The sequence below is a fragment of the Demequina phytophila genome (assembly GCF_000971135.1).
GTDB classification, from domain to species: domain Bacteria; phylum Actinomycetota; class Actinomycetes; order Actinomycetales; family Demequinaceae; genus Demequina; species Demequina phytophila.
This window is the reverse complement of record NZ_BBLW01000003.1, coordinates 65257-87426: the sequence shown is the minus strand read 5'-3', so window position 1 is coordinate 87426 and position 22170 is coordinate 65257. Positions and strand designations below refer to the sequence as shown.

The 22170-nt window shown below is 73.2% G+C and carries 15 protein-coding genes; 10 read left to right on the top strand and 5 right to left on the bottom strand.

Translation table 11 applies throughout. The features are described 5' to 3' along the window. From AOM01_RS05455 to AOM01_RS05415, 9 genes are all read left to right on the top strand, one after another. Positions 1-1167 (top strand): acylneuraminate cytidylyltransferase, encoded by a 1167-nt coding sequence (locus AOM01_RS05455; RefSeq protein ID WP_062290179.1) that lies wholly within the window; start codon positions 1-3, stop codon positions 1165-1167. Next, complete coding sequence (locus AOM01_RS05450; RefSeq protein WP_062290176.1) at positions 1164-2387, top strand: DUF6716 putative glycosyltransferase; 1224 nt, start codon at positions 1164-1166, stop codon at positions 2385-2387. The genes AOM01_RS05455 and AOM01_RS05450 overlap by 4 nt, the downstream gene beginning before the upstream one ends. A gap of 1 nt (position 2388) precedes the next feature. After that, positions 2389-4548 (top strand): hypothetical protein, encoded by a 2160-nt coding sequence (locus AOM01_RS05445; protein WP_062290172.1) that lies wholly within the window; start codon positions 2389-2391, stop codon positions 4546-4548. A 104-nt stretch (positions 4549-4652) separates the two neighbouring features. Continuing rightward, on the top strand, positions 4653-5528 hold the full coding sequence (locus tag AOM01_RS05440; protein WP_156155848.1) for an N-acetylneuraminate synthase family protein: 876 nt from the start codon (positions 4653-4655) through the stop codon (positions 5526-5528). Positions 5529-5552: 24 nt separating this feature from the next. Then, positions 5553-6830, top strand: coding sequence for a hypothetical protein (locus tag AOM01_RS05435; RefSeq protein WP_062290169.1), 1278 nt, complete (start codon positions 5553-5555; stop codon positions 6828-6830). Continuing rightward, positions 6827-9109, top strand: a complete 2283-nt coding sequence (locus tag AOM01_RS05430) for a glycosyltransferase (protein WP_062290166.1) — start codon at positions 6827-6829, stop codon at positions 9107-9109. Before AOM01_RS05435 ends, AOM01_RS05430 begins: the two co-directional genes overlap by 4 nt. Next, the gene (locus AOM01_RS05425; RefSeq protein WP_062290163.1) at positions 9106-10341 is read left to right on the top strand and encodes a polysaccharide pyruvyl transferase family protein; all 1236 of its coding nucleotides are present in this window, start codon (positions 9106-9108) and stop codon (positions 10339-10341) included. The genes AOM01_RS05430 and AOM01_RS05425 overlap by 4 nt, the downstream gene beginning before the upstream one ends. 92 nt (positions 10342-10433) lie before the next feature. After that, the gene (locus tag AOM01_RS05420) at positions 10434-10979 is read left to right on the top strand and encodes a hypothetical protein (protein ID WP_156155847.1); all 546 of its coding nucleotides are present in this window, start codon (positions 10434-10436) and stop codon (positions 10977-10979) included. Further along, on the top strand, positions 10976-13264 hold the full coding sequence (locus tag AOM01_RS05415; protein WP_062290158.1) for a hypothetical protein: 2289 nt from the start codon (positions 10976-10978) through the stop codon (positions 13262-13264). Before AOM01_RS05420 ends, AOM01_RS05415 begins: the two co-directional genes overlap by 4 nt. A gap of 53 nt (positions 13265-13317) precedes the next feature. On the opposite strand, the gene AOM01_RS05410 is transcribed toward AOM01_RS05415, so the two are convergent. Genes AOM01_RS05410 through AOM01_RS05400 form a run of 3 tightly spaced genes read right to left on the bottom strand, consistent with a single transcriptional unit; the run spans position 13318 to position 17629 of the window. After that, entirely contained in the window at positions 13318-15294 is a 1977-nt protein-coding gene (locus AOM01_RS05410; protein ID WP_156155846.1) for a hypothetical protein, read from the bottom strand. After that, positions 15291-16634: a polysialyltransferase family glycosyltransferase gene (locus tag AOM01_RS05405; RefSeq protein WP_062290152.1), complete on the bottom strand. Its 1344-nt coding sequence runs from the start codon at positions 16632-16634 to the stop codon at positions 15291-15293. The genes AOM01_RS05410 and AOM01_RS05405 overlap by 4 nt, the downstream gene beginning before the upstream one ends. After that, the gene (locus AOM01_RS05400) at positions 16631-17629 is read right to left on the bottom strand and encodes a glycosyltransferase family 2 protein (protein WP_062290149.1); all 999 of its coding nucleotides are present in this window, start codon (positions 17627-17629) and stop codon (positions 16631-16633) included. Before AOM01_RS05400 ends, AOM01_RS05405 begins: the two co-directional genes overlap by 4 nt. Positions 17630-17833: 204 nt before the next feature. Here AOM01_RS05400 and AOM01_RS05395 point away from each other — a divergent pair, with 204 nt between their 5' ends. Beyond that, entirely contained in the window at positions 17834-20035 is a 2202-nt protein-coding gene (locus tag AOM01_RS05395) for an acyltransferase family protein (RefSeq protein ID WP_062290147.1), read from the top strand. A 12-nt stretch (positions 20036-20047) separates the two neighbouring features. Here AOM01_RS05395 and cysC read toward each other — a convergent pair whose 3' ends face one another. Beyond that, positions 20048-21160 (bottom strand): adenylyl-sulfate kinase, encoded by a 1113-nt coding sequence (gene cysC / locus AOM01_RS05390; protein ID WP_062290144.1) that lies wholly within the window; start codon positions 21158-21160, stop codon positions 20048-20050. A gap of 1 nt (position 21161) precedes the next feature. Then, positions 21162-22169: a sulfite exporter TauE/SafE family protein gene (locus AOM01_RS05385; protein ID WP_082110014.1), complete on the bottom strand. Its 1008-nt coding sequence runs from the start codon at positions 22167-22169 to the stop codon at positions 21162-21164. Between the last annotated feature and the right edge of the window lies 1 nt (position 22170).

Here is a 22170-nt window from a genome sequence, read left to right as displayed (position 1 = left end):
TTGAGCGCCGTCGCCATCATCCCCGCCCGAGGCGGATCCAAGGGGGTCCCCGGCAAGAACGTCGCGCGCGTGGGCGGTGTCCCGCTCATCGGCCGCGCGATCCGGGCCGCGCTCGCGGCGCCCAGCATCACGGCGGCGTACGTGTCGACCGACGACGCGGAGATCGCACGGGTGGCCCGCGAGCACGGCGCGATCGTCATCGACAGGCCCGCGGAGCTCGCCTCCGACACCGCGACCTCCGAGGACGCGCTGCTGCACGCGATCGGCGAGATCGAGAAGGCCGCCGGCCTTCCCGACGCCGTCGCGTTCCTCCAGGCGACCAGCCCGTTCATCGACTCCCCCGCGCTCGAGCGGGCCGCCGCCCGTGTGCTCGGCGGCGACGACGACGTGGTCTTCTCCGCGTTCGAGACCTACGCGTTCCTGTGGCGACGCGGCGACACCGGGGCCGAGGGCGTCAACCACGATCACTCGTTCCGGCCGCGCCGTCAGGATCGTGAGCCGCACTTCCAGGAGACGGGCGCCTTCTACGTCATGCGCACGCAGGGCTTCCTCGAGCGCCGCTTCCGGTTCTTCGGCCGGGTCGGGATCGAGGAGGTGCCCGAGTCGAGCGCCGTCGAGATCGACACGCCCGCCGAGCTCGCCTTCGCCCGCGCGCTCGCGCCGGCCGCCCACGAGGGCGCGGCGGAGATCGACGTGGACGCGCTCGTCATGGACTTCGACGGCGTGCACACCGACGACCACGTCACCGTCGACCAGGACGGCGTCGAGTCGGTGCGCGTGAGCCGCTCCGACGGCATGGGGATCGGGCGCCTCCGCCAGGCGGGCGTGCCGATGCTGATCCTGTCGAAGGAGCAGAACCCGGTGGTCGCGGCCCGCGCCCGCAAGCTCGGCGTCGAGGTTCAGCACGGCGTGGACGCCAAGGCACCCGCCTTGACGGCGTGGTGCGAGGCGCAGGGCCTCGACCCGGCCCGCGTCGCGTACGTCGGCAACGACATCAACGACATCGAATGCCTCGACCTGGTCGGCTGGCCCGTCGTGGTCCCCGAGGCGCGCCCCGAGGTGCGCGACCACGCGCGGATCACCCTCACCGCACCCGGCGGCAGCGGTGCGCTCCGCGAGCTCGCCGAGGCCATCCTGCGCGGTCCCCGCTGGAGCGCGCAGGCGTGACCACGCCCCAGCATCGTCCGACGGCGCTCTTCGTCGCCGACTCGGACTCGTCGCTGAAGTGGGCCGTCACGCGCCTGCTCGAGGCGCGCGACCGCTGGGACTGCGCGCTGGTCGTGGTCGAGTCCGCCGTGACGCCGAGCGCGACACAGGTCGACGCGGCCGTCGCGGGACGCGTGGACACGCCCTCCCGGGTGACGCTGACCGAGCTGACGCGCCGGCTGGGGCCCGACGCCGCGGACGCGCCGGACGTGCTGGTGCTCGCGTGCCGTGGTGACCTCATCGCGTTGCTGCTCGAGGACGAGCTGCGCGGCGGGTGCCGCGCGGGCGTGATCGTCGCCGGCATCCCCGGCGTGTGGCTTCCTCCCACCGAGCTGGGACTCACGCTGCGGCGCGCCGTCGATCTCATGGTGGTCCACTCGCACGTCGAGCGCGACGCGGTCGAGCACGAGCTGCCGCGCGGCGACCTGCGCGCGACGGGCCTCGCGTCCCTCACGATCGAGGGGGCCTCCGCGCCCTCCTCCGAGGCTCACGCCGTCGTCTTCGCACCGCAGGCGCTGGTGCCGGCGTCGCGGGCGGACCGGGAGCGACTGCTGTCCGCGCTCGTCGATCTTGCCCGCGCCCGTCCGGACCTCGCCGTGGTCATCAAGGTGCGAGGCCTCCCGGGTGAGGCCCAGACGCACCGCGACGACCTGCCGTACGAGACGCTGCTCGCCGAGCTGGACGACGTCCCCGCCAACCTCACGGTCGCGACGGGCCCGATGGCCGAGCACCTCGCCCACGCGATCGGCCTGGTCACGGTGAGCTCGACCGCGGCGCTCGAGGCCGTGGCCGCCGGCGTGCCGACGCTGTGCCTCGCCGACTTCGGTGTGGGCGAGGAGACCATCACGACCCCGTTCATCGGCTCGGGGCTGCTCGGCTCGCTCGACGACCTGCGCGCGGCCCGGTTCGCGGATCCGGACGCGGAGTGGATGGCGCGCGGCTACCTGCATGCTCCCGAGGACGACGACTGGATCGCGCGCGCCGAGGATCTGCTCGTGCAGCCTCGCCCCCGGGTCGAGGGCCGGGACTCGCGCGCGTCGCTGCCCGTGCGGCTGCGCCGCCGTCGCGTCGCGCTCGGCGCGGCCGATCCGACCCCGTTGCGCTACGCCTCGACGGCGCTCGACTCGTGGCGGCGTGCGCGACGAGGCTCGCGGCCGGTCGCGGCCGGAAGGGAGGGCTGACATGTTCTTCCGTCGGCGGAGGTTCCGGGCACGCGTGCTCGTCCACATCGGGATGCACAAGTCTGCGACGACGGTGATCCAGCGCGCCGCGCGCGCCGAGCGCCCCAGCCTGGTCGAGCAGGGCGTCACGTACCCCGGCAAGGGCGGCAACCACAAGCAGCTCACCGAGACCATCTGGGCCCCGAAGCGGCCGCTCAAGGGCGACAGCGCGCCCGAGCGGCGGTGGGACGCCCTCGTCGCGGAGGTCGCCGGCGCGCAGCGGCGCGCCTTCATCAGCGCCGAGCACCTCGCGGTGTCCCGGCCACGCGACCTCGAGAGGATGGCCGCGTCGCTGGGCGACGACACCCAGGTGGTCATCACGGTCCGGCCCCTGCTGGAGATGGTGCCCTCGATCTGGCAGCAGTTCGTCAAGGAGCGCCGCAGCGTCCCCTTCCACGACTGGCTCGAGGACGTGTTCCGCGGCGACCGCACCTCGGAGACGACTCCCCAGTTCTGGCGCCGGCACGACCTGGGCGAGCTGGTCGCGACATGGCGGGAGGCGTTCCCCAAGCATCCCGTCGTGGTCGTCACCCTCGACAAGGCGCGACCCGGCCTCCTGTTCGAGAGCTTCGAGCAGCTGCTCGGGGTGAAGCGCGGCACCTTCGTCGCGCCGTCGGGCGACGGCTACGCGACCAACCGCGGCCTCTCGACCGAGGAGGCGGAGCTGCTGCGCGAGGTGAACGCGCTCACCGACGACGCGCCCGACGACTACTACCCGTACATCCGCAACGGCATGGTGGCGAGCATCCAGGCGGGCCGGAAGCCCGAGCGCGCCGAGGGCACCCTGCGCGTCCCCGAGGAGTTCCGCGAGGCGATCCTGGAGGTCGCGCGCGAGGGTGTCGCGCGGGCGCGGTCGCTCGGCGTCATCGAGATCGGCGACCTCGACCGCTACGCCGACCCGGGCCGCGCCGCAGACTCCGGTCACGCGCCCGCACCGGGCTCCGCGGGCACGGGGTCCGCGCTCCACGGTGCCGTGGACGGCACGACCGTCCATGGCGACACGGTGGCGCTCGCGCTCGCGGGGATCGCGTCGCGCGCGACCGGCAACGGGGTCCTCTACGCGGAGGCCGGCCGCGCCGAGGCTCGCGATGCCGACGCGCGCGATGCCGACGCTGTCGATGCCGCCGCACCGCCCGCGGAGATCTCCGAGGCCGCGGCCGACGAGATTCCGGCGCCGCCGCAGCCCAGCCGCATCACGGTGGTCGCGGACCACGACCTGTATGGACGCCTGCGCGCCGCGGGGGTGGACGCCGTCGAGGCATGGCGGGCCGCGCGTCTCACGCGTGGGCAGGAGCTGTCCGGCTCCGACCAGGTCACCGCGCCGCTGTGCCGACCTGCCGCGGCCCCGGAGGCCGCGATCGGCGCCGCATGGGGCACCGCGTGGGCCCGCGAGACGGCGCTCGCGGCGCTGGAGGGCCTCGAAGGCCCGATCGACGTCGACATCGAGCTGCCCGGGCTGACGGCGCTCGTCTCGCGAACGTGGGAGCGGGCGCTGGTCCTCGGCGTGGAGACCGACTTCGACGAGTGGGTCGCCGACGCCGCCGCGGGCGCGATCGACGCGCGCGCCTGCCTGCCCGATCCCGCCGGCGTGGTCGCGCTCGTCGACGCGCTCCAGGGTCACCAGGCGATCGGCACGATGCGTGTGGTCACCGCGCCCGCCCCGACGGCGCGCAGGATCGACGCCCTCGAGTCCGGGCTGCTGCGCGATGCGAGCCGGCACCACCAGGGCACGGACGCGAGCCTGTTCGGGATCGCCCATGTGCTGCTCGACGGCTCCGTGGCGGCGCTGCGGAGGCATCGTCCCCTCGCGGTGACGCCGGTGGCGTCACCCGACGCCCTCACGCCCTACCTCGCCGCCCGCGCCCGCGCGCTCGAGGAGCTCGAGGCGCGCGGCCTCGACGTCTCGGGCGTCCGGGCCTGGGCGCACGAGGAGGATGCGTCGCCGGCCGCCCCCGCGGGTACGCCGGTGGCGCCCGATGCCGGGGTCCCGGCCGGCGGCCCGGTCCCGTTCGAGCTCGCCACGGCCGCGATCGCCGGCGCCTACGCCGTCGCGTCCGGCCTCGACCCCGAGTTCACGCCGGGCATGGCCCGGCTGCCCATGAGACGGTGGGGTTGGCGCTAGCGCCCCCACGAGCCGATGTCCCGATATTCACGGTTAGACTTGCCGGGACAGTTGGCGGAAACCATCAGGTGCCGACGCGGCACACGAGAATCAGAGGTGTTGAAGTGACGGATGCGGTGCAGATCGGCGATATCGTCGTCGGTGACGGTCACCCGACCTACGTGATCGCCGAGATCGGCCTGAACCACAACGGTTCGGTCGAGAACGCGAAGAAGCTCATCGACGTCGCCGTCGAGGCGGGCGCGCAGGCGGTCAAGTTCCAGAAGCGCACGCCGGAGATCGCGACCCCCGAGCACATGAAGGCCACGCCGCGCGAGACGCCGTGGGGCACGATGACGTACCTCGAGTACCGCTACAAGGTCGAGTTCGAGCAGGCCGAGTACGCCGAGATCGACGCGTACTGCAAGGAGAAGGGCGTCGTCTGGTACGCCTCGCCGTGGGACGAGCCGAGCGTCGACTTCCTCGAGTCCATGGACACCGTCGCGTACAAGATCGCCTCGGCGTCCGTGACGGACCTGGGCATGCTGCGCAAGATCAAGGAGACCGGCAAGCCAGTCATCCTGTCGACCGGCATGTCGACCATCGAGCAGATCGACACCGCGGTGGAGACGCTGGGCAAGGACAAGCTCATCATCCTGCACGCCACGTCGACCTACCCGCTGCCCCCGGAGGAGGCCAACCTCCGCATGATCCAGACCCTCAAGGACCGCTACGGCGTGCCGGTGGGCTACTCGGGTCACGAGCCGGGCCTGCAGATCTCGATCGCCGCGGTCGCCCTGGGCGCCGTCGCCGTCGAGCGTCACATCACGCTGGACCGCACCATGTGGGGCTCGGACCACGCCGCTTCGCTTGAGCCCAAGGGCTTCATCTCGCTGTGCCGCGACATCCGCATCATCGAGCAGGCCATGGGTGACGGCGTGAAGAAGGTCTTCCCCGGCGAGCTCGCGCCGCTGTCGAAGCTCCGCCGCGTCGACGGCTGACCCATCCCGGAGGTCGACGCCACGATGAAGGGCGGTCCTCGCGCGCTTGCCGCGCGCGTGCTTCGCGGCCTCCCGGGAGCTCGGGCGGCGACACCTGACGCATCCGCGCGCTCCGGCGCCCACCACCGTGAGGAGAGCTCACGGTGGTGGGGCGCCCTCGCGGAGGCCAGCACCACCGCGGCCGAGCACACCTACTCGCGCTCGCTGCAGTCCCGGCGGCTGCTGCGCGCCGTCAACGCCCTCGCGGGCGCGCTCGCGCTGCGCGCGAGCCTCGACGCGGTCGCGTCGGGCGACGAGCCCTTGGTCCGCAAGGGCGCCTCGAAGGAGAAGCGCGCCGCCCTCGACCTGGCCCGCGACGCGCGCGTGGCCGGCGAGACCGACCTCGCGATCCTCGTCGCCGGTGAGGTCACCCGCACCGACCCCGGCTCGCGGGTCGCGTGGAGCTACCTCGCCGCCGCGCTCCAGGCCGACGGGCTGCTCACCGAGGCCGCCGTCGCGCGCGGCCACGGCGACCCGGACGCCGGAGAGCGGGTGACCACCGCGCTCGCCGCCCTCGACGCGGCCGTCGGCGCCGCGGCGCCCGACCTCGACCTGCCCCCGGCGCCTCCACGGCCCGAGGCGACGCTGCTGCGCGCCGCGCAGGCGATCGAGGCGCGGACCCTGGTCGGGATCCCCGACGCCGGCGACGCCCTGGCGGTGGCGCGGGCGCACCGCGACCTCGCCGTGGCGGAGCACAGCCCCCGCTGGAGCGACGCCGATGTCCTCGCGCTCGAGGTGATGGAGATCGCCGAGCTCCGCGACCATCTCGACGGACGGGATGTCGTGGTGGTGCTCGACGGCGCCGACCTGCCGGGGGAGCCGCCGGCCACCGCGCGCACGGTGGTCGTCTTCGACGACCGCCGGTTCGAGCCCTGGGACGGTTCCGACGACGCCGTGCCGGTGATCAGGGTCGCGTCCGCTCGTGCCGGCTCGGGCTGGGACGCGCCCGCCGACGCCCGCTGGGTGGTGTCCACCGATGACGACGAGTGGCACGCCGCCGTTGCCGACTCCGTGGTCCCGGGAGCGCAACCGCGCCTGGTCGGCGTCGGGCTGCGGGCGCCGCTCGCGATCGCCGTGCACGGCCGCGCCGACGGATCGGTCCCGTACGCCGTCGTCCGGGCGCTCGACGCCCTCCGCCTGGGGGAGTCCCTCACCGTGGTGCTCCCCGCCGACGCCTCCGGCGTGCCCTCCGACCTCGCGGAGTGGTTGCGCGAGGCCGGAGATTCACACGACCGCACGGTCAGCCTCGAGAGGAACCGATGACCGCCGCCTTCGTGCTCACCGGAAGCCGTGAGTACCTCCCCGGACTCGAGGTGGCGCTCGGATCGCTGGTGAGGGCCAACCCGGGTCTCGATGCGGACCTCGTGGTGCTCCATGACGACCTCGAGCCGGCTGATCTCGACCGGCTGGGCCTGCTCCATCCGCGGATCCGGGCGGTGCGGGTGCCCGAGGCGGACACCACACGGCTCGCGACCTACGCCGCGCACCCGCACCGTGCGGCGCACGTCATGACGTCGCTCGCGGCGGCACGGCTGGTCGACTACGCCCGCGTGATCGTGCTCGACGCCGACATCCTGGTGACCGGCGACCTCACCGATCTTCTGAGCGCCGCGGGACCCTATGCCGCCGTCATGCGCGGCCGCGACCTCGCGCAGCCGCGTCGCGGCGTCCTGGTGCTCGCACCGCGCGAGATCACCGACGAGCAGCGAGGAGCCTTCGCTCGGGTGCGGGCGAGCGGCGACTACGTGCACGTCGACGAGGACGCCGGGGTGCTCGCGGCCGTGCTCGGCGCGCCGGGCGAGCAGCTCCCCGAGGCGTTCAACCTCGACAAGCGTCGCGTCACCCCCGAGCTCCTCGCGCGCGGCGACGTGCGCATCATCCACTACGCGGGCCGGTTCAAGCCCTGGCACGGCGGCGAGCACGGCTTCGCCGACGTCGAGACGCTGTGGAACGAGGCCGCACTCCACCCGCTCGCGCACTGGCGTGCCCTTCGTGAGGACGCGCGCAGCAGCGCGGAGCTGCGTGGCTTCGCCGAGAGCCGCGCGGCGGAGTTCGCGCTCGTCGATGACGCCGACCTCGCGGACCTCGCGGCGGCGCTCAAGTCCGCGCGCGCCGAGGGGGACTTCGAGCGCGCGTTCCAGGTGGCGCGCGCCGCGGCGCTCGCGACCGCGGAGCTCGACCCGCAGACCGCGCTCGACCTCGGCGTCGCCGCCGTCGCGACCTCGCGACCGGAGGTCGCACGGGTCGCGCTCACCGTCGCCCAGGGCGACGCCACCGTCAGCGCGCGCGCCTCGACGGTCCTGTCGCAGCTCGAGTGGACCTATCGCGAGTACGACGCAGCCGCGACAGCGGCGCTCGCCGCGATGCGCGCCCGCCCCGCCGACATCCAGGCGCGCCGCCGTCTCGAGCGGGTCGAGCGCACCCGGCTCGAGGACGGCGCGATCCCGGCCGGCGACGGTCCCGCGATCGGCCATGTCGCGTTCTACGTGGACAGCGACGGCAACTACGGCGACGTGCTCCTGCCCGTCGCGGTGCGAGCGAGCCTCGAGGACGGCATCGGCCCCGTCCGCTGGGCGACCATGCACGCGCACCAGGTCTTCGACGTCGACCGCGCGCGCTGGGCCAACGAGCACCTGGACGCGATCGTCGTGGGCGGCGGCGGGCTGTTCCTCCCGGACACCTCGCCCAACGGCAACTCCGGCTGGCAGTGGAACGTCACGGACGAGGCGCTCGAGGCGCTCACCATCCCGCTGGTGGTCTACACCGTCGGCTACAACATCTTCCCCGGGCAGCGGTTCCATGGCACGCGCTTCGCGGAGTCCGTGCGGGCCCTCGTCTCGAACGCCGCGTTCGTCGGGCTGCGCAACCACGGCTCCGTGGCCGCGGTGCGCGAGGTGGTCGGGGACGCGCTCGCGGACAAGGTCGAGTACCTTCCGTGCGTCACGACCGTCTACGGACAGCTCGGCGACGTCGAGGCGACGGAGCCGGCGCCCGGGCTGCCCGTCGTGCTGCTCAACATCGCCTACGACCGTCAGGCGCGACGCTTCGGCGACCACTACGCGGACTTCGTGGCGAGCCTGGCGGCGTTCATCCGCGGGCTCGACGGTCGCGCTGAGGTGCGCTGCCTGGCCCACACGCGCGAGGACGAGCGGATCGTCGCCGACCTGCGACGTCAGGAGGGCGTCGACATCGGCACCGACGCCGTGTACGGCGCGGGCAGCGACGACGCGCTCACCACCATCGGCCGCGCCGCGGTGGTGGTGGGGATGCGAGGCCACGCGTCCATGATCCCGTTCGGCATCGGCGTGCCCATCGTCAGCCTCATCTCCCACGCCAAGCTGCGCTACTTCCTCGAGGACATCGGCCACGTGGAATGGGGGGTCGACGTCGACGATCCTGACCTGACGGCACGCCTCGTCGAGATCGTCGACGCGATCCTCGAGGACCCGGCGCGCTACCGCGCCGAGGTGGGCGAGGCGCAGGCACGCCTCAGGGACGTGGTGGACGGGGCCAACGCGCGCATCAGGGCGGCGATCGGATGACCACGGGCAACGACGGGGTGAAGCGCCCCGGACGCGTGGTGATCGGGCGCTTCCACGACGGATCCGCGACCCCGAACTGGGGCGGCCGTGCCACCAGCATGGCGCTCGCCGGCCTGGTCACGCGCAGCGCCGGGGTGGCGGACGTGGTGCCGCTCAACGGCACGTTCAACACGGTGCCGTTCGAGCACGGCTCGGTCCCCGCACTCCCGCATTCGGACGATCCTTCGATCCGGTTCCGCGCCGTGCGCGACACGGCGGCCGCGATGATCGCCGACCCGCTCGACGGCCCGCAGCTCGACCTGCTCGACACGCTCGCGGGCGCGGACGAGCTGTGGATGAACGGCGAGGGCGACCCCATCCTGGCCCGCAAGCGCACCACGCTCGCGCGCACGCTGCTCATCATGGAGATCGCGCTCCAGCTGGGCATCCGGGTACGCATGCTCAACTCGATCCTGAGCATCCCGCCGGGCATGGACCGCGCGCACCCGGTGGTGGTCTCCGCGCTCGGCGACGTCCTGAGCCGCTGCGACTCCGTGGTCTACCGCGACCCCGAGAGCCTCGAGCTGCACGGCGACCTGTTCCCCGGCATCGCCGCCGACTGGGTGCCCGACGCGCTGTTCGCATGGGCCGAGGTTCCCGTGCAGGAGCGCGTCCCCTTCGGGCCCGACTCCGAGGGCCTGACGCCCGCGACCGCCCGGTTCCTCGCGGATCCCTCGCCGTACATCGCCGTGTCGGGAGCGTCCGGTCCGCGCGCCTCGGATGAGGAGCGCGTGGCGGCGCTCGATCAGCTGGTGCGTGGGCTGCGGTCCGCGGGGTTCCGCGTGCTGCTGGTCGCGACCGACCGGATCGACGACTGGCTGACGTCCGCCCTTCACCTCGAGGGCACCGCCTACGTGGGCGCCGATGTCCCGCTCGCGACGGGCCGCGCGGCGCTCGCCGGTGCGCGCGCGTTCGTCTCGGGGCGCTACCACCCCTCGATCCTGGCGTACGGCGCGGGAGTGCCGTGCGTGCTCATGAGCTCGAACTCGCACAAGACGCGCAGCCTCCAGCGGGTCATGGGGGTCGAGTCCCGCGAGCACCCCGCGTTCGGCAGGGGCGACGTCTCCGCCCTCGTCGCCGACGCGGTCGCGGCGGGGCGGACCTCGGGGCGCGGCCGCCGCGCACTCGAGCGGCAGGCCCGCGCCAACGCCGCAGCTGTGGCGGCGCGATTCGCCGCGCTGGGGCGCGGCTGAGCCGAACGGCGACCGCCGCTGCCCGCGACCGACCCTCGACACACCGGGTCCGGACCGGTCCGGGCGGCACGGCCACGCCTTAGCCTTGGGCGGTGCGTTCTCACCCCTCCCGTCCCCTTGCCCTGGCGGTCGCGCCGGTGGCGCTCGTCCTGCTGCTCTCCGCCTGCACCGGCTCCGACGAGCCCGGTGCGAGCGCGTCCGCGACCGTGCCTGCAGCGTCCGTGACGCCGTCGGCGCACCCGACGGTGAGCGTCGAGGCGTCGCCCTCCGCGACGCCCTCGGTCTCGGCCACGCCGGCCGAGACCCCGCAGGAGGTCGGTGGGGACGTGCTGATCGGTTCGACCGCGAACGACTACGGCACCGTCGATCCGGAGGAGGTCTTCGCACAGACCTACGGCGGCCTCGGCGAGGCGGACGGCGTGTCCGTCGAGCACTCGGTGGGCACCACCGATGGCGGCACGCCGCTGCTGATCGTGGAGATGGCGCCCCTCGAGGGCGTGGGCGGGGACACCATCCTCACCTTCTTCGCGCTGTGGGACGATGCGGTGGTTCAGGGCACCGTGACGGGCGAGGGCGGCATCACCGAGGCCCAGCGCGACGCCCTCGAGTCCGCGGCCGCGGCGGCGGTGCACCCGTGAGCGCGCGCGGCGTCCAGCGCGGCGTCCTCGCGCTCGGCGCGGCGTTCCTCGCCGCGCTCGGCACGCTCGTCGCGGCGCCCGCGGCCGAGGCGCTCGACGGCGACGACTTCAAGGCCGGCATGATCATCACCGACTCGCTGTTCTTCGATGGTACGGCGCTCGGGTCGGGCGCGATCGACAGCTTCATCGCGGCCAAGAACCCCGGCTGCGCGGCCGGCGCCACCTGCCTCGAGAACTACCGGGAGCGCATCACCGCGAAGGCGAAGACGGACCGCTGCGACGCGATCGCGGCGAAGAGCAACGCCACGGCCGGCCAGATCATCGCGGCCGTCGGCAAGGCCTGCGACATCTCACCCAAGGCGATCCTCACCATCCTGCAGAAGGAGCAGTCGCTGGTCACCTCGACGGCGCCGTCCTCGAGGGCCTTCGCCTACGCCATGGGCGCGGGGTGCCCCGACGACGGCGGCTGCAACACCCCGTACCAGGGCCTCTATGCGCAGGTCTACTACGGCGCCTCGCTCCTCAAGGGCTACACGCTGCCCACGTCCTCGCTCTACAGCCGGTACGGCGCAGGGAGGACGAGCGCGATCCAGTACAACGTGCCGACCAGCTGCGGCACCAAGGACGTCTTCGTCGAGAACCAGGCGACCCACGCGCTGTACGTGTACACCCCGTACACGCCCAACCAGGCGGCGCTCGACAACCTCTACGGCACCGGCAACAGCTGCTCCGCGTACGGCAACCGCAACTTCTGGCGGATGTACAACGACTGGTTCGGGTCCACCACCGCCGGTCAGTCCCTGGTCAAGGCCGCCGGCTCGAGCACGGTGTACCTGCTCACCACCGACGGTCGCTGGGCGCTCACGGGCCCGGTGAAGGCGAAGGAGCTCGCGGCGCTGGGCACCGTCGCGACGGTCAGCAAGGGGTACCTCACCTCGTACGCGAACCGAGGCAAGATGCCGCGCTACGTGTACGACACGGGCCTGGAAGAGGTGTGGGCGCTGTACGGCCGCGAGCGCCACAAGGTGGGCGGCTGCGGGTCGAACCTGGTCAACGGGCTCGGCGTCGACTGCGCGGACATCCCGCAGATGGATCACGGCGAGATGCTGCGTCTCACCGCCGGCACCCGTCTCACGCCGCTCCTCACCACGGGCGCGGGCGCCGAGTACTACGTCAACCGCGCGGGACGGCACGCGATCTCGAGCGCGGCGGCCCCCGCCGACAGCGGCGAGAGCGTCTCCGCCGAGGCCGTCACCGTGCCGGCGTCCATCCTCTCCGGAGCGCCGCGCCGGGCGGTCATGGTGGCCGATGGCGAGGCCCTCACCGACGGCTCCGAGATGGTGTACCGCAGCGGCGAGCGCCTGGGACGCGTCGGCGGGACGCTCTGGAACCAGGCGGGCCTCTCGGCCTTCCTGTCGACGCCGGTGAAGGTGGCATCCGCGGATCTCAAGATCCCCGCCATAGCCGACGCCCTGTCCGGCTTCGTGCGCACCGAGGACTCCGGCGACACGTACATGCTCACCGCGTCGGGCCTCGTCGACGTGGGAGACGAGGCCCCCGAGGGCGTGGCCGCCGCGGTCGCGGACGAGCTCCTCGCGCCGCTGCCGGTCGCGAGCGTCACCGGCATGCCGGCCTTCCTCTCCGACGTCGCGACGAGCACCACCTACCTGATCGACGGGACCGGCGCACGCAAGTTCCCCAAGGGTGCCAAGGTGCATGAGATCGCGAACTCGCTCGGGGTGGACCGGACCGTCGTCGCGGTGCCGTCCGAGGTGATCGACGACATCGGGCTCGGCCCCGAGATGCTCCGGCCCGGTCGCGTCGTGAAGGACGCCGACACCGGCCAGCGCTGGCTCATCGACGGGGCCGCCACGCGGTGGCGCGTCTACGCGAGCCAGGCCACGGAGCTCGCGGTCGGATCGATCGCGACGGTCGACGCGGCGCGCCTCGCGCTCTACACGCCGGCCTCGTCCAGCGCGACCATCGCCGTGCGGTGCCTGGGCGACCAGTTCGTCATCGCGGGCGGCACGCGGTACCTGATCTCGGCGACGCACGTGGCCGAATACGAGCCGGTCGTCTCGCTGCGCGACGTCGAGTGGTCCACGTGCCGCGCCATCCCGTTGGCGGAGACCAAGGGCGGTCGCCTGCTCCTGTCGCCGAGCAACGCCCGCTTCCTCGTGACGGAGGGCACCGTGCGCCGGCTCAAGGCGTCCGAGAAGGTGTCCGGCATGGGCCGGCCCATCCCGGTGCTGTGGACCACCCTGGACGGGTTCCCCCGGGGCTGATCGCCGAGGCATGACTCAGGGGAGGCGCCGAGAGGCGCCTCCCCTGAGTCACGTCACGAGCCGGCGGCCGCCCGCTTCCGTGCGGCGTGTGAGACGGCGCGCGCCGCTCGGATGATCCCTGCCGCGGCAGCAACCGCATCCTCGGCGTCGACCACCTCGACGGAGTCGGGGTCGGCGGGCCCGCGGCTCTCGGAGGCGCGGGTGTCGGGGGTCTCGACGCCCACCTCGATGAGCAGCGCTGCCATGCGCTCGTCGTGCTCGCGCGCCTGCTCGGCCACGGTGGGCGGAAGCGTCGGGAGCGGCCCGTGCTCGGGGGCGCGCGAGGTGAGCGACGACACGAGTCCGTTCACCACGAGCCGCTTGCGGTCGACGTCCTGTCCGCGTCCGTCGATCGCCTGGTTGAAGCCTCGCAGGATGGCCGCGTGCTCCGCCGACATCAGCGCGACGCCCGGCGTGCCGTGAGAGATGTCCGTGACGGCGCCGGCGGGCGCGCCCAGGGCGGCCTCGAGCGCGCGGAACGCAGCGGCCAGCGCCGCGTTGTCCTCCACCGTCACCACGGCGCGAACGTCCGACCCGGCCACGAGGGATGCCAGCATGGCGGCGCGCTCCTGCCACCAGGCATCGTCCCGTGCGAGGCTCAGGCCGCCCGCGAACTCCGCCCAGCTCTGCACGCCGCCGTCGATCAGGTGGGACTGATAGAGGCGCCACGCGGTGGTCGCGGCCGGCTCGACAGCGATCACGGCGGGCGCGTCGCGCACGTCGCGCCCCGGCTTGAGGCGCGTGAGCGGGTGAGCATCGGAGGCGCTGTGGAGGCGCGTGCGCGCCACCGTCGCGACCCGGCCGAGGCCGCCGCTGCCGCTGAACGCGAGCGGGACGGCCTGGGCGGTACCGGAGAGCGGCTCGCGCAGCCCCTCGACCTTGGGTGCGCGCACCACGGGGCGCAGCGCGTCGTCGCTCGCGAAGGGTGCCTCCGTCGCGCGACGGAAGCCGCCGGCGAGGCCGTCGATCACCATGGACAGGGGGAACTCGGTCGGCTGCGCGTAGGGCTCGTCCGCGCCGGTACGGGCCGCGGCGGACAGCACGTCGAGGTCGCCCAGCACCGTCGCACGCGTCGCGGTGACGGAACGTGCCAGCGCACGGCCGGCCTCCTGCGCCGCGTCGAGGGCCCAGGCGGGGAGCGTCGCGGGGCGTCCCTTGGTGCCCGTGCCGCGCTTCATGCCGTTGCCCATGCCCTGCTGGACCAGCTGGACGCGCTCGAAGCTGGTGAGGTGCTGACGCGTGGCCGCGCCGGTGAGCCGCGTGAACTCGCTCTGCGTGAAGGACAGCGACGTGTTGCTCGAGAACTGCGGAAGGGTGCCCTGGTCGAGGCCGAGCAGCTGCTCCATCTCGACGAACACGCTGGTGCGATCCTCCGGGTCGGGAATGAGCACCGTGATGTTCTTGGCCCCGACCAGCTTCTTCCACCGGGTCATGAGCGTGTAGCCGTCGTCGCCGCGCATGGACATCAGCGGACGCAGGTCGAGCTTCGCCGGCTCGCGCAGCACCTCGTGCAGCCAGTCCTCGAACGGCTCCTGGAGACCCGCGGAGGCGCCCTGCTGCCACGACGACGGCAGCAGCTGGGGGATGGAGCGGAGGGTGATGAGGATGCGGACGTCGTGGCCCAGGTGCGACAGCACCTTGCGCGCCTCGGTGATGTCGATCTCCGCGAGGAGCTCCGAGCTCAGCACCACCTGCGTCACGCCCGGCGCGGCGGCGTCGCGCTTGAGCCGCTCGAGCAGGTCGAGCGAGTCGCCGGTGGGGTTCCAGGCGCCGTGCCGGCGTCCCATGAGCTGGACCGCGAGGTGGTGGTGGTTGATGCGGCCGTCGAGCTCCGGGTAGAGGATCCCCGCCTTGCGCAGCTTCCTGCGCGACTTCGACAGCCCGTTCTGCACGGCCGTGGTCGCGGACTTCGGGATGCCGATGTGCAGCAGCACGGGCGCGGGGAACTCCTCGCGACGCGGTCGACCCCACGCGGGCAGAGAGGGCCTCACTTGGCGCCCTTGGCGCGCGCGGCGCGGACCTTGCGCAGGTACTGGTAGGTGGGCCGTGCCGCGCTCGCGGGGACGCGCTCGAGCGCGCCGCGCGCCATGCGCGACACCGCGGACTGCAGCTGCGCTCCCGGCAGCCCGAGCCGGTTGATGCGTCCCTGCGTGAAGTAGCGCGCACGGTCCTCGGGTGAGGCCTGCTCGAGGAAGGCGACCGCCTCGTCCCGGCGCTCGCTCAGCGTGTCGGGCTGCATCACGAACGCGACGGCGACGGTGAGCCTCCGCAGCCGCTCGAGCAGATCCGTCTCGCCGCGGTGGCGCGACCGGAAGTCGATGATGGTGAGCGGGATGCGGTTGCTGTTCTCGAATGTCGTGAGCGAGCGGAACATCACCTCGGTGCCGACGCACCGCGTGGGCAGGTCGAAGATCCGTTCGGCGGTCGCGAGGGCCGTGGAGAACCCTGCCACCACGCCCACGAGGTCGTGGGTGACCATGACCGCCTCGGCGGAGAGGCGCGGGTCGACCAGCTCGATCTCGAGGCCTGCCTTGTGGGCCGCCTCCACCAGGGCGGCCGTGTTGGTCGCGGGCGCCGACGGGTGGGGCTTGAAGAGGACACGCGTCGCGCCGAGCTCGCGCGCCGCGTCGAACATCTTCACCTGCATCGCCGACTCCTGCGCCGGCGTGATGAGGCGTAGCGCCGCGAGGTACTGGCCGAGCACCAGCGCCGTCGGAGACGCGTCCGCGACCCGCGGCAGCTGCGCGGCGTCGCACACCTCGCCCATGAGCGCGCGGAAGTGCTCGGGGGCGATGGGGTGGTACGTGATGCCGTGCTCGGACAGGAGCAGGGGGTCGAGGCCCTCCACGAGGTCGAGGTAGACCATGCCGGTGATCCGCTGCCCGAACGCATGCGACTGCGGGTCGCGCGTGGGCCCGTAGCTCATGAGGCCCTCGGACAGGATGGTGATGCGGGCGCTGTGGAACACGCGCGCGAGCGTGGCGGCCGGAGGGACGTGCACGGACTCGACCACGAGCTCGACCACGGCATCGCCCAGCCCGAAGTACTCGCGCAGCAGCCGCTCCTGCATGGGCACGTCGATCGCGAAGACCTTCCAGTGGGACGGCCGCTGCGGGGCGAGCAGCGCGCCCAGGTCGATGACGCGGTCGAAGCGCGACAGGATCGCCTCCGCGCCGGGGGTGTCCGCCAGCGATGTCACCACCTCGGGGATGGGCGCGTTGTTCGAGATGACGAGGACGCGCTCGTCGGCCTCTCCCAGGAGGCCGGCATCGATGGCGGCGGCGGCCGAGGCGGCGCCGAAGAGCGTCGTGACGGCGGTGAGCTGGATCATGCGGAGGCCTTCTCCTTGAGCACGGGGAGGATGGCGGGGCCGAGCTGCGAGCGACGCGCCATCCCGATCGCCTCCCATTCCTTCGCGAGCGGCTCGTGATCGAGCGTGGTGGCGAACTCGCGGATGGCCGCGCGCAGCAGCTTGCGATCGGCGTGGCTCATGCCCCGGTCGCGTGCGACATGGTGGGCCGCGATCGCGAGGAACTGACGGATGACCTTGGCCTCGAACACCCGGTCCTCGTCGCGCGCCATCACCAGGTCGCGCACGAGCGCGAAGCCGTCGATGAACGCGAGCTGGCGCTTGTCGAACACCTGCGTGAGCGAGGTGCCGACGTCACGGCGGTAGACGATCCAGGGGGCGTCGACCACGGCGACGGTCGCGTCCGTGAGCGAGAGGCGCCAGATCGCGACGCGGTCCTCGAAGCTGTGCAGCCCCTCGTCGTACGCGAGGCGGCCGTCGTCGACCAGGCGGCGGTGGAAGATCCCCGCCCACGGGAACGGGTAGTCGATGAGGGACGCGTGGTTGGTGGGGAGGATGGCGTCGCGCGCGGCGATGGGCACGTCGCGGCGGCCCTCGGGCGCGCGGTGGATCTCGCGGGGCTGACCCGTCTCGAACGCGCGCACGTGATCGGTGCGCAGGAAGTCGACGCCCAGCTCGTCGCAGCGCGTCATGAGGTGGTCGAGCCGGCCGGGCGCCATCCAGTCGTCCGCGTCGAGGAAGGCGATGTACTCGCGGTCCGCGGCCTTGAGGCCCTGCACGCGCGCGGTGCCGACGCTCTGCGGGCTCTCGTTGCGCAGGATCACCATCTCGCCCAGGCGGTCGCCGAACTCGCGCGCGATGTCCCCGGTGCCGTCCGTCGAGCCGTCGTCGATGATGACGACCTGCATGCGCGCCGGGTCGGAGACCTGACGTTCGAGCGACTGCAGCGCCGTGCCGATGAAGTCGGCGCCGTTGTGGACGGGGATGATGACCGATACGGACCGGTCGAACGGCATGTGCCCTCCTGTGGGGTGGACGTCGAGGCGTGATCCCCGTCGCCCGCGGCCGCGAGCGCCTGGGACGCCCAGAGGCACCCGGTGCATCTGGGCGCAAGGAAAGTCCCGCAGGTCATGCGGGCGGGTTGCCCCCACCATAACTCACGGCCCGTACAAGCCACGCATAAGGAAGGGGCTCCCGAGGTCACCGCCTACCCTGTGGTGATGACGCTCTCCCCGGCCCGTCCCCGCCACAGCGCCGCGCGCACCCGCGCGCGCTCGGCGCTGCGGCTCGACATCCAGGGCCTGCGCGCGCTCGCCGTGGTGCTGGTGGTGGTCTACCACCTGTGGCCGTGGCGCCTGACGGGCGGTTACGTCGGCGTCGACGTGTTCTTCGTCATCTCGGGCTTCCTCATCACGTCGCACCTGGTGCGCGAGGCGCAGGAGACCGGCACCGTGCGCCTGGGGGCCTTCTGGGCGCGTCGCGCCCGGCGCCTGCTCCCCGCGTCCCTTCTGGTCCTCGGGGCGACCCTCGCCGCGGTGTGGGTCTGGGTCCCCCGTGCGCTGTGGGAGCCGTTCACGCGCGAGGTGACCGCCTCCGCGGCCTACGTCGAGAACTGGGTCCTCGCGTCGAAGGCGGTCGACTACCTCGCCGCGGACGACGCACCGTCGCCCGTCCAGCACTACTGGTCGCTGGCCGCCGAGGAGCAGTTCTATCTGGTGTGGCCGCTGATCGTGGTGGCCGCCGTGGTCGTGGCCCGCGTGGGCCGCGGCACGTTCGGCCCGCGCCGGGCGATCGCGACCGCGATGCTCGCCGTCACCGCGGCATCGTTCGCGGCCTCGGTGGCATGGACGGCGGCCAGCCCCTCGCAGGCGTACTTCATCACCCCGACGCGCGCGTGGGAGTTCGGCGTGGGGGCGCTCCTCGCGTTCGTCTCCGCGGCGCGGGCGCCCGGCTGGGCGCGGGCCGTCGCGGCATGGGTGGGCCTCGCCGCGATCCTCGCCGCCGCGATCACGTTCGATGGGGCCACGCCGTTCCCGGGGAGCTGGGCGCTGGTGCCGGTCCTGGGCACGGCGCTCGTCCTGTGGGCGGACGGCGACGCGGTGCGGGGCACGCCGAGGCGCCTGTGGCGCATCGGAGCCGTGCGTGCCACCGGCGAGCTGTCCTACTCGATCTACCTGTGGCATTGGGTCGCGATCGTGATCGTGCCGTACGCGATCGCGCGCGAGATGCTCGCGCTCGACAAGATCGTGCTGCTCGCGGGTGTCGCGGGCGCGTCCTACCTGACGTGGCGCTGGGTCGAGGGACCCGTGCGGCGCATGCCCTCCCTGGTGGCGGCGCCGGCGCGGCGCACCTTCGTCGCGGTCGTCGCCGGCATGGCGCTCGTCATCGGCGTGGCGACCTGGATGGTGGTCACGGTCGAGCGCGACGTCGCCGCCAGCCTCGCGGAGTCCGAGCGCCTCGCGGCGGCGGCGGCGAGCGCGGGGGACGATGCCGTGGTCGCCGAGGGATCCTCCGAGGACGATGCGGGAGCCGGCGGGGACGCGGCGGCGGAGGACCCCGTGGAGGAGCCGCTCTGCCTGGGGGCCGCGACCGTGGACCCCGAGGGGGCCTGCGCGCCCACGCTGCCGAAGGACCAGGTGGTGCCGCTGCCGGCCGCCGCCAAGGAGGACTCCCCCGAGGACTGCCTGGGCATGAAGGGCAGCCCCGACTTCGACCTGTGCGAGTTCGGCGTCCCCCGGGACGAGTCGACGCGGACGGTCGCCCTCATCGGCGACTCGCACGCCTACCACTGGCTCCCCGCGCTCGAGGTGCTGGCCGAGCGCCACGGTTGGCACGGCATCGTCATGGCGCGCGCCTCGTGCCCCTTCGTCGCGGAGGACCGCAACCTCGAGGAGCGCTTCATCACCACGTGCGCGACGTTCAACGAGCGCGTGAGCGCGGAGCTCGAGAAGCGCGAGGACGTCACCATGGTCGTGATGGCGGCGCTCGCGAAGACCCGCTTCGCGACGCCCGCGGGCGTGGACCAGTGGGACTTCGCGGTCGATGCCCACACGACCGCGATCGAGGGGCTGCCGAGCCACGTCACGGACGTCTACGTGATGCGGGACTCGCCGCGTCCGCGCGAGGACAACGTCGAGTGCGTGGAGCGCGAGCTCGAGACCCGGACGGCCGAGGCGGCGGGACGGGCGTGCGGGACGGCGCGCGACGTGTCGGTCGAGGACGACGCCCTGGCGACGGCGGCCGAGGCCGGCGATCGGGCGACGGTGATCGACCTCACCGACCTCTACTGCGACGCCGACACCTGCGTGCCGGTGGTGGGCAACGTGCTCGTCTACGCCGACCAGGGCCACCTCACCCGCACGTGGGTGAACAGCGCGGTCCCTCAGGTCGAGCGGGCCATGCCGGCCTTCGAGGCGCGCTGAGGCGCGCGCCGGTCAGATCATGTAGCTGGACTCGGGCGCGATGACGGCGTTGAGGATGGCCTCGGCGGCCTCCTCGACGGTCTCGGTGCCGTCCTGGGCGACCACGATGTCGGCGTCGTGGGGGGTCTCGTAGGGGTCCGAGATGCCCGTGAACTCCTTGATCTCGCCGGCGCGGGCCTTGGCGTAGAGGCCCTTGCGGTCGCGTGCCTCGCAGACCTCGAGGGGCGTGGCGACGTGGACGAGGACGAACCGTCCGTGCTCCTCGGCCATGGCGCGCATCTCGGCGCGCATGCTGGCGTAGGGGGCGATGGGGGCGCACACGGCGATGCCGCCGTGCGCGGCGAGCTGGGAGGCGACCCAGCCGATACGGCGGACGTTGAGCTCGCGGTCGGCGCGCGAGAAGCCCAGGCCGGAGGAGAGCATGGCGCGGACCTCGTCGCCGTCGAGGAGGGTCACGCGCTGGTGGCTCTCGGCGCGCAGGCGGCGGGTGAGCTGGCGGGCGATGGTGGACTTGCCGGAGCCGGACAGGCCCGACAGCAGGATGACCATGCCGGTGCCGCGCGAGCGGCCGGTGCGGCGGCGGGTGGCGACGGTGGAGGCGAACACGACCTCGGCGAGGTGGGTGAGGAGCTCGTCGGTCGCGTCGTTGTCGAGGTGCGCGGCGGCGGGGCGGGGCAGCACGCGGACCTCGCGGCCCGTGCGGCGTGCCGCGCTGACGGCGCGGGTGAGGGCGTCGGCGTCGCCGTGGTCGACCAGGATGAGGTCGTCGTCGCGGTCGGCGATGTCGTTGCCGAGCGCGAGGGTGGCGTGGTCGAGCATGGGCAGGGCCGCGCGGGGACGGATCTCCGCGAAGGGCACGGATGCGGGTTCGCGCAGCATCGTGACGTCGCCGGCGATCCAGGTGCCGGACTCGGTGGTGGTGGACCCGGTGAGGTCGACGCGGGCGACGGGGGTGGCCTCGGTGTCGAGGAGCTCGATCGACGCGGGTACCGCGATGTCGGCGATGAGGAGGGTCGCGGCGTGGGTGTCGCGGCTGGGCAGCTGGTAGCGCAGCTCGGACCCGTATGCGCCGGAACGCAGCAGCTCGAGCTCGTTGAGCTGGAGGGGGGTGAGGCGCAGCTGCACGCTAGTGCTCCTTGAGGTCGGTGGTGGCCGGGTCGGGCTTCGTCGCCGTGACCGGGGGTGGGGTGGTGGTCTTCGCGGCGGTGGCGGCGGCTTGCGCGCGCTTGTCCTGCCAGATGAAGAAGCGGAAGCCGAGCTGGTGGCGGATGAGGCCCCAGGCGAGGGTGCCGCCGATGAGGGCGGCGCCGAGCGCGGCGAGGGTGAGCTGGTTCGACACGCCGAGCATCTTCAGGCCCGAGATGAGCAGCACCATGGCCAGGGCGCGGCGGACCAGTCCGCCCGAGACGCGGCTGGACAGGTGGGCGCCGAGGTAGGTGCCGGGGATGGAGCCGATGATGACGGGGATGGTGACGGACCAGTCGACCTCGCCGAACATGAGGTGCGCGATCGCGGCCGAGACCACCAGGGGCACGGCCTGGACCAGGTCGGTGCCGACCAGCTGGGAGGCCTTGAGGGCCGGGTAGAGCGCCATGAGCGCGATGATGATGAGGGAGCCCGACCCGACCGACGTGAGGCCGACCATCACGCCGCCGATGATGCCGACGATGATGGTCGGGATGGGGCGGGGGACGACGACGGGGCGTTCCTTGGGCAGCGGCGGTGCGGAGCCGTCGCGGGAGCGGGCGCGTTCGCGTAGGCGCAGGTAGGCGCGCAGCAGCAGGCCGGCCGAGGCGATGATGAGGGCGACGCCGAGGGCCTTCTTGGTGAACGTCTCGATGGTGTCGACGTCGCCGATGGCGTGCTGGAGGAGCACGCCGGCGAACGCGGCGGGCACGGAGCCGTACATGAGCAGCCTGACGAGCTGCCAGTTGACGGTCTTGTTGCGGATGTGGACCCAGGAGCCGAAGGGCTTCATCGCGGCCGCCGCGACGATGTCCGAGGACACCGCGACGGGGGCGGGGATGCCGAAGAACAGCACGAGGGTGGGCGTCATGAGGGCGCCACCGCCCATGCCGGTGAGGCCGACCACCACGCCGATGCAGGCGGCGGCCGCGATGAGTCCTACGTCCATG